A 7028-nucleotide genomic window follows, 5' to 3' on the forward strand; every position below is an offset into this window, starting at 1 on the left:
CCCTCCGAGAGCAACATCGCCACCAAGTACTGGGTGAGCGCGTCCGCCGACACGGGCAACGCCGCGCTGGCCATCGACGGCAGCGAAGCTACGCTTTGGAAGCCCGCCGCGGCCGCCGCAGCGCTGACCGTCGACCTGGGCGGCGCCTATGACGCCGTGCGCAAGGTGGAAACCGTCTTCGGCGGCAACACCGAGCGCTACCGCTACACGCTGGAAGGCTCCGCGGACGGACTGAACTGGAGCGTGCTGGCCGACCGCTCCGGCAACGACAAGCGGGGCGGTATCTTCACCGACGTCTTCGCACTAGCGGGCCTGCGCTACCTGCGCCTGAACGTTCTGGCCGGCGCCGCGTCCGGCGTGCGGGAGCTGCGCGTCGTCAACTACCTGCGACCCGACATGGACAACGGCTCCGACACCTCCGGCATCGCGGATAACTACACAATGTACTACAACGCGGACAACGACCCGCTGGCGCCGGACGGCATCCGCGGGGGCGTGATGAACGAGGCCAGCATGGCCACCGGCGACAACTTCCACGGCCTCACGAAAGACATGGGCTGGGACACGATCCGCCTGCGCATCTGGAACGAGCCCAGAAGCGAGGGCAGCTGGCAGCCCAACATGATCACCAAGGACAGCCCGATGGAGGCCTTCCCGGCGGGCAATCCGAACGGTTCGTGCAGCCCGTCGGCCACGCTGACCCACGCGAAATACGTTGTGGGCGCGGGGCAGAACCTCGCCATCGACTTCCACTACGCCGACAGCTGGTCCGACCCGCAGAACCAGCCGAAGCCTTACGCCTGGGCGGATCTGCCCTTTGAGTCCGCAAACCCGGAAACCAACGATCTGGTGAAGCAGACCTACGCGTTCACCTACGAGATGGTAGCGGATCTGATCGAGCAGGGCACGACCCCGACGGTGGTCGCGCTGGGCAACGAGATCACAAACGGCATGTTGTGGGGCAGCGAATACGAATTCACAAACCCTTACGCCCATTTCCACGATTACTACAAGCGCTTCATTCGGGACAACCCAAATGCGGCCCGCGGCGGCGGCGTCATGTGGATCAAGTACGAAGAGGCGGAGGGCGACAAGACATCTGAGGAATACGCCGAGTTCCTCGACTCCATCGTGCACCTCGCCAAGTTGGTGGACGCCGGCAACCGCGCCATCGCGCAGCTCAACGAGGACTACGATACGAACATCTTGACCGAGATGCACTTCGCGTTCAACGTGTTTGAGGAGCCGCCCGGACAGCCCAAGGTGGCCATGGACCCCGACGCCGTCTACAACAAGGTCGTCACCCTCGTCGGCGGACTCGCCGAGAACCTGGAGGAGATGGGCGGCATGGTCGACCGCATCGGCATCTCCTACTACCCCGACTGGCACGGCACCTTTGCCCAGGTGCAGCGCAACATCGTGGAGCTCTCGAAAATGCTCCCGGACGTCACGTTCAACATCGCCGAGTGCTCGCCGCCGGCCAGCGGCAGCGTGACCGACTGGATGAACAACCCGAATTATCCCGTGGGATATTCCTACAGCATCCAGCACCAGGGCGACGACACCATGCGCATCATGGAGCTCATCAACGACGTGCCGAACAACGCCGGCCAGGGCGTGTGGCCCTGGAACGGCCAGAGCGTGTACTTCACAGGCGGCAGCACCTGGATCCAAAATCCGGACGGCTCCTGGGCGCCCGTCTATTTCCCGCCGCAGCCCAACGCCTCGTTTAAGGTGTGGAACGACGCTTTCGCAAAGAATGTGGTGGAGAGCCGTATCTACGCCGTCACGGCAAAGGGCGTCGCCCCCGCGCTGCCCGCCACCGTGAAGAGCCTGGACGTCGCGACCGGCGTCGTCGCCGACGTGCCGGTCGTCTGGGATCTTGCCCCCGCCGACTACGCCGCCCTCGGTACGGTCACGGTGCGCGGCACGGCCGCGCCCACCGTGCCGGAGACCGGCCGCGGCGTCGCGATGACGGCCGTCACGGCCACCGTGGACGTCGTCAACGTCAGGGCCCACTCGTCGGCCCGCGTCTCCCTGCGCATCAAGGGCAAAGCGCCGCTGCTCTTCGAAGCCTACGGCGCCGACTGCATCTTCACCTCCAGCGACCCGAAGGTCGTCTCCGTGAGCGAAACCGGCGTCGTCACCGGCCTCAGGGCCGGCACGGTCCTTATCACCCTCCGCTCCAAGACCGACCCCAGCCTCGCCCACGCCGTCGTCGTCAGCGTCGCCTGACGTGCGTCAGGTGCACCACAAAATTTACAAAAATATCCAGCACAGAGACAGTCGCTCCCGTCTTGGGGGCGGCTGTCTTTTGTTCATAAATAATAATCTATCTCTCAAAAAAATCTATTGACATTGGACCACGCCAATGATAGTGTGTCCACAGACGGAGACGGAGAAATCCGGTGCACAGACGTTCAAACATCAATCACTGAAAAGAAGGGAAACGACATGAAAAAATTGGTGTCTCTGGCGCTCGCCGCGCTGCTTGTATGTATGCTCGTACCGACGGTCGGCCTGGCGTACGACACACAGGCGGGCGGAACCAACGTGGCCCTGCCGCCGGTCACGGACCCGGATTGGCAATCCCCCTTCAACGACGCGCGCCTCGTGGGGAGATCGGAGACGGGCCTGCTCCCGGCGATGGGCTGGAACAGCTGGAACGCGTTTCAGACAAACATCAACGCAAACCTCATCAAACGCATCGCGGACTCCTTCATACGGCTCGGCCTCGACAAGGCGGGGTACGAGTATGTCGTCATCGACGACGGCTGTTACAACGCCAGCCTGATCGGCGGGACCCTTTCGAACCACACCACAAACTTCCCGCTCGGGTTCAAAGACATGTCGGATTATGTCCACAATCTGGGGCTGAAATACGGCATGTATCAGGACTCCGGGGCGCGGACCTGCGGCGGGCAGCCCGGCGCGTACGGGCGCGAGGATCTCTTTGCCCAAACCATGGTGGACTGGGGCGTCGACTACATCAAGTACGACTTCTGCGGCAACACCTGGGACAACGACAGGTACGGGCGCGCGCCGAACATCCGGAGCCTGACGGTCCGCGCGTCGGACGGCGGCTTTGAACAAAAGATCAACGCGCTGGACGCCGTCGCCTCGGGCAGCGTCACAAAAAACACGACCGACAATTTCGTGAGCGGGATCGGCATCGGCTCCACGGCCGGCACCCCGACCACGCCGTATGCGGACCTCACCTTCACCGTCACGGCGCCGGCGGCGGGTACGTACACCGTGGTGATCGAAAACTCCGCGAACGGCACCGGCACCGGCGTTGGGCGCTATCTGATGCTCGACGTGAACGGGACGCGCCGGTTTGAGACGCTGGTGCCCTCCACGGGCTCCGTCACCGTGATGCAAAACACCGAGACCAGCGCGGAGCTGGCGGAGGGTGAGAATACCCTGCGTATCTACAACGTCAAACGCGCGGAGAGCGCGCTCTACTCGATGGCGGCGTTCAAAGACGCCCTCGTCAAGGCGGGCGGCGAATCGGTCCGCTTCAGCATCTGCGAGTGGGGGTACAACAGCCCCTGGACGTGGGCGCACAAAGTGGGCGACTCCTACCGCATCACGACGGACATCGCGAACAAGGTGAGCGAAGGGCAGTATTCCTGGATGAAGTACCAATACGACCGCGCGGTCATTCTGGACAAATACACAGGCCTCGACAAGGCCTGGGCCGACCCCGACATGCTAGTCGTGGGCCTCAAAGACACCGACAAGGCGCTGGTGGACGGCGTAAGACCGTACTTCACCCACGAGGAGGACATCCAGCACTTCACGGCCTGGTGTATGATGAACGCCCCGCTGATGCTCGGCATGGATCTCACCAAAGTGGAAGTCGGCGACCCTGTCTGGCAGGTGATCACAAACCGCGACGTGATCGCGCTGGACCAAGATCCGCTGGGCGTCCAGGCGAAGCGCCTCAAGACCACCGCCACCCTCGCCGCGATGGACGCGTTCACGACCGCCTCTCGCATGGACATCATCGCAAAGCCTCTGGCAAACGGCGACGTCGCGGTCATGTTTGTCAACGTGGGCTCCACCACCCGGACCCTCGGGATCAGCGCGGATGAGATCCTGGCCGGTCTGGCCGGCAAGCTGGCGGACGCGGAGGCCTTTGCCGCCGCCGAAACCTATACGGTAAAGGATCTCTGGTCGAAGTCGCTCTCGACGCTGGCGCACGACGCGACCCTCACGATGACCGTGGCGGCCCACGGCTCCAGGACCTTCCGGCTCTCTCCCTCCGACGCCTTTGCCGCCCCGACGTACGCGGTGCGGGCGGACGGCGGCGACACGCTCGTCCCCGTCTATGCGCTCTCCGCGGCCGCCGGCCAGACGCTGACTCTCTCCTTCGACGCCCTGCGCGCGCGCGGCGCGGCGCAGCCCGTCACCGCGATTGCGGCGCTCTACGACGCGGCCGGCCGTCTCGTGCGGATCAGCACGGCGGCGGGCGAGGCCGAAGCCGGCCTCGTAAAGTCGTTCTCACTGGACATGGCGATTCCGGAGGACGCCGAGGGGCTGTCTCTCCGCCTCCTGGTCTGGGAGAGCGGGACGCTGCGCCCGCTGACGGACGCCGCCGATTTTACATAACGGCACTCTCGCCGCAAGACGGCAAAACAGGGCCGCTCACGCCGTGAGGCAGCCCTGAAACGGCAAGAGACGGCTTCCGGCCCCCGCCGGTTGCCGTCTCTTGCCCGGCTTTTTCTCCATACCCCTCAGGTGCAGTGTATCACAGCAAAAAGCCACTTGGCAAACATTTAGCTGTCACGGCGCACTCAGCTTCCACGGTATGTCCCCCGCGGCCGGGTCGGCGGTTTGTATCACATTTTTTCGGTGCCGCTGATGTACTGCCCGCCGGACCACAGGGCCGACACCCGCGCGGCGGACTGGAGATACGCGGCCTCAAAGGTCTCCGCCAGTTTCCTGGCGATGTCCGCCTCGGTGTACGCCTGCGGGTTGTCGGGCACAAATTCGACGGTGGTCACCCTGTTCTCGGCGCGCCAGAATTTGCGGGCCGTGTGGCCGATGAGCTGCTCTGCCCCGAAGACCTGATACTTGGTGAAGACGATGTTCCCCTGCGCGTCCACACTGTCTATCGTATGCACCTCGACGCCCGCCATCACCTGTTCCGCCTTTTGCGTCGCCGGGTGATAGACCCAGATCTCGTTTCCGGAGAAGAAAAAATTGCTTCCGTCTGGCGTCAGACCGGGCGACGTGATAAAATAGTAGTCGCCGCCGGCGGCGAGCGCACACTGATCGTGCGCAAGGACCCCCGGGAAGGTGCTGAACCAAACCGGCGTGACGCCCGTCTGCGCCAGAATTTCCTCCCACAGCGACTGCATCTCCCGCTGCTCTTTGGTACTGCCAATCAGCACGGTCCGGGTCTCCGCGACATAATCCACCGCCTGTCTCAGATAGTCGGACACCCCCCGGATGGGCACGTACGTCGTCCCCTGGTACAGGATCGGCTCCACCACCTGGCCGTCGGCGTCACGGAAGGCGGCCTTTTCGCCGTTTACCAGGACCGTCAGCCCGCCCATGGAAACCTGAATGTTTTTTCTCTCGCCCGGAAAGACGGCCGCGCCGGCCGGGATGGCCGCCAGCATCGTGCCGAATGCCATGAAAAGAATCGCCGCCATCAGTTTTTTCCGCATGGTAAGATACTCCTTTTCAATGAGTGCCGCCAAGCCACTGCGCTTGCTTTTGTAAAAAATATGATATAATCCGATCATGGCAATTGCGGAGGTGACGGCCGATATGGGTGGAATTCGTGACATTTCGCGCAAGGCAAACGCTGGAGAGGACTTCTATCTGCTGCTCGGCGATTTTCTTGACGAGTTCTATACAACCGCGCCGGACATACGGATCGCGATGCTGCATGACGCGCCGGAGGATATGGCAAGTGAAGAGCTTGTGCCTTTTCTCGCGGCGACCGCACATAAGCTCGCGGACGACTACGGGTATGACGCGCCGAAGTGGACGTTCGAGCGGCGGTGCTATCTTCCGGGCTCGAAGCCGTATTTTGGCTGCCAGGCGAAGGGCAATCTTCGGCTGCTGTTTATGTACAAATCGCCCGCCGAGTTCAAGCATCGCAATCTATTTGTTGACGAAAATGTGCTTGAGCGCGTGTAAAGGAGGATATATGCTTTCAAAAGAGCAAATCTTGAAATATCTGCGACAGCTGAGCGACGAACTTGGCGCACAGGGCATGAGAGGTGAAATCCTGCTGACAGGCGGCGCGGCGATGTGTCTTGTCCATGAAGCGCGCGATATAACCAAAGACATAGACGCGCTTTACGAGCCGAAAGAGATGATCAACCGACTCGCAGCAAAGATCGCGGAGCGCGAAGGATTGCCCGCCGACTGGCTGAACGACGGCGTAAAGGGCTTTGTCGGGGCAAACGCCCCAGTCGAGGATTTTATATCGTTCGGAAGTCTAAGAATACAGACAGTATCAGCCGAATATCTGCTTACCATGAAACTTATGTCAGCGCGGTATGGCGAAAAAGACAGCGACGACATTCGGTTTCTTATGCGCAAACTCAACATTTCAACTTCGGAAGGCGCAACGGAAATACTTCTGTCGTTTTTCTCGCCGAAACAGATACTGCCCAAAACGCAATATATAATTGAAGAGCTTGTCGAGCAAATTCGTGAACAGGACGAATCCACGTCGTAAGGCGAGCCCGGCAGCCAACTTGCATATCAATTCACCATGGTCCTCACACAAGCACCGGAGCCGCTTGTCACAAAACCCATATCGCATCTTTTGTACGCACCAAGAGTGTTTTGACCTTGCTGCCCACCCGCGTCTATGCGGGTGGGCTTTTTTTCTACGTCAATCCGGCGTGAATGTGATTGTCTCGATATACGCAACACCAAAACCATCGAAGCCTTTGGTCGTAAACATATACTTACCCAAATCAGGCACCGTCATCTCTACAGTCCATATCTCCAGTCCTTGAATAACGAGGCCGCCTTCTGTCTCAATTCGCCCCGGCATC

The 7028-nt window shown here is 61.3% G+C and carries 5 protein-coding genes; 4 read left to right on the forward strand and 1 reads right to left on the reverse strand.

The window, feature by feature from the left end; all coding sequences use genetic code 11:
* Together LBK75_06345 and LBK75_06350 are read left to right on the forward strand one after the other, a co-directional pair.
* Positions 1–2235: glycosyl hydrolase 53 family protein (locus tag LBK75_06345; GenBank protein ID MDR1157912.1), on the forward strand; the 2235-nt coding region annotated here is incomplete at its 5' end.
* 219 nt (positions 2236–2454) lie between these two features.
* Positions 2455–4614: an alpha-galactosidase gene (locus LBK75_06350; protein MDR1157913.1), complete on the forward strand. Its 2160-nt coding sequence runs from the start codon at positions 2455–2457 to the stop codon at positions 4612–4614.
* Positions 4615–4844: 230 nt separating this feature from the next.
* Here the strand turns inward: LBK75_06350 and LBK75_06355 are convergent, their stop codons facing one another.
* A complete protein-coding gene (locus LBK75_06355) occupies positions 4845–5678 on the reverse strand; it encodes a copper amine oxidase N-terminal domain-containing protein (GenBank protein ID MDR1157914.1) in 834 nt (277 codons plus the stop codon).
* A gap of 103 nt (positions 5679–5781) precedes the next feature.
* Here LBK75_06355 and LBK75_06360 point away from each other — a divergent pair, with 103 nt between their 5' ends.
* Complete coding sequence (locus LBK75_06360; GenBank protein MDR1157915.1) at positions 5782–6156, forward strand: hypothetical protein; 375 nt, start codon at positions 5782–5784, stop codon at positions 6154–6156.
* A 10-nt stretch (positions 6157–6166) separates the two neighbouring features.
* Positions 6167–6703: a hypothetical protein gene (locus LBK75_06365; protein ID MDR1157916.1), complete on the forward strand. Its 537-nt coding sequence runs from the start codon at positions 6167–6169 to the stop codon at positions 6701–6703.
* Positions 6704–7028: the final 325 nt, after the last annotated feature.

The organism is Oscillospiraceae bacterium (assembly GCA_031265355.1).
Taxonomy (GTDB): domain Bacteria; phylum Bacillota; class Clostridia; order Oscillospirales; family UBA929; genus JAIRTA01.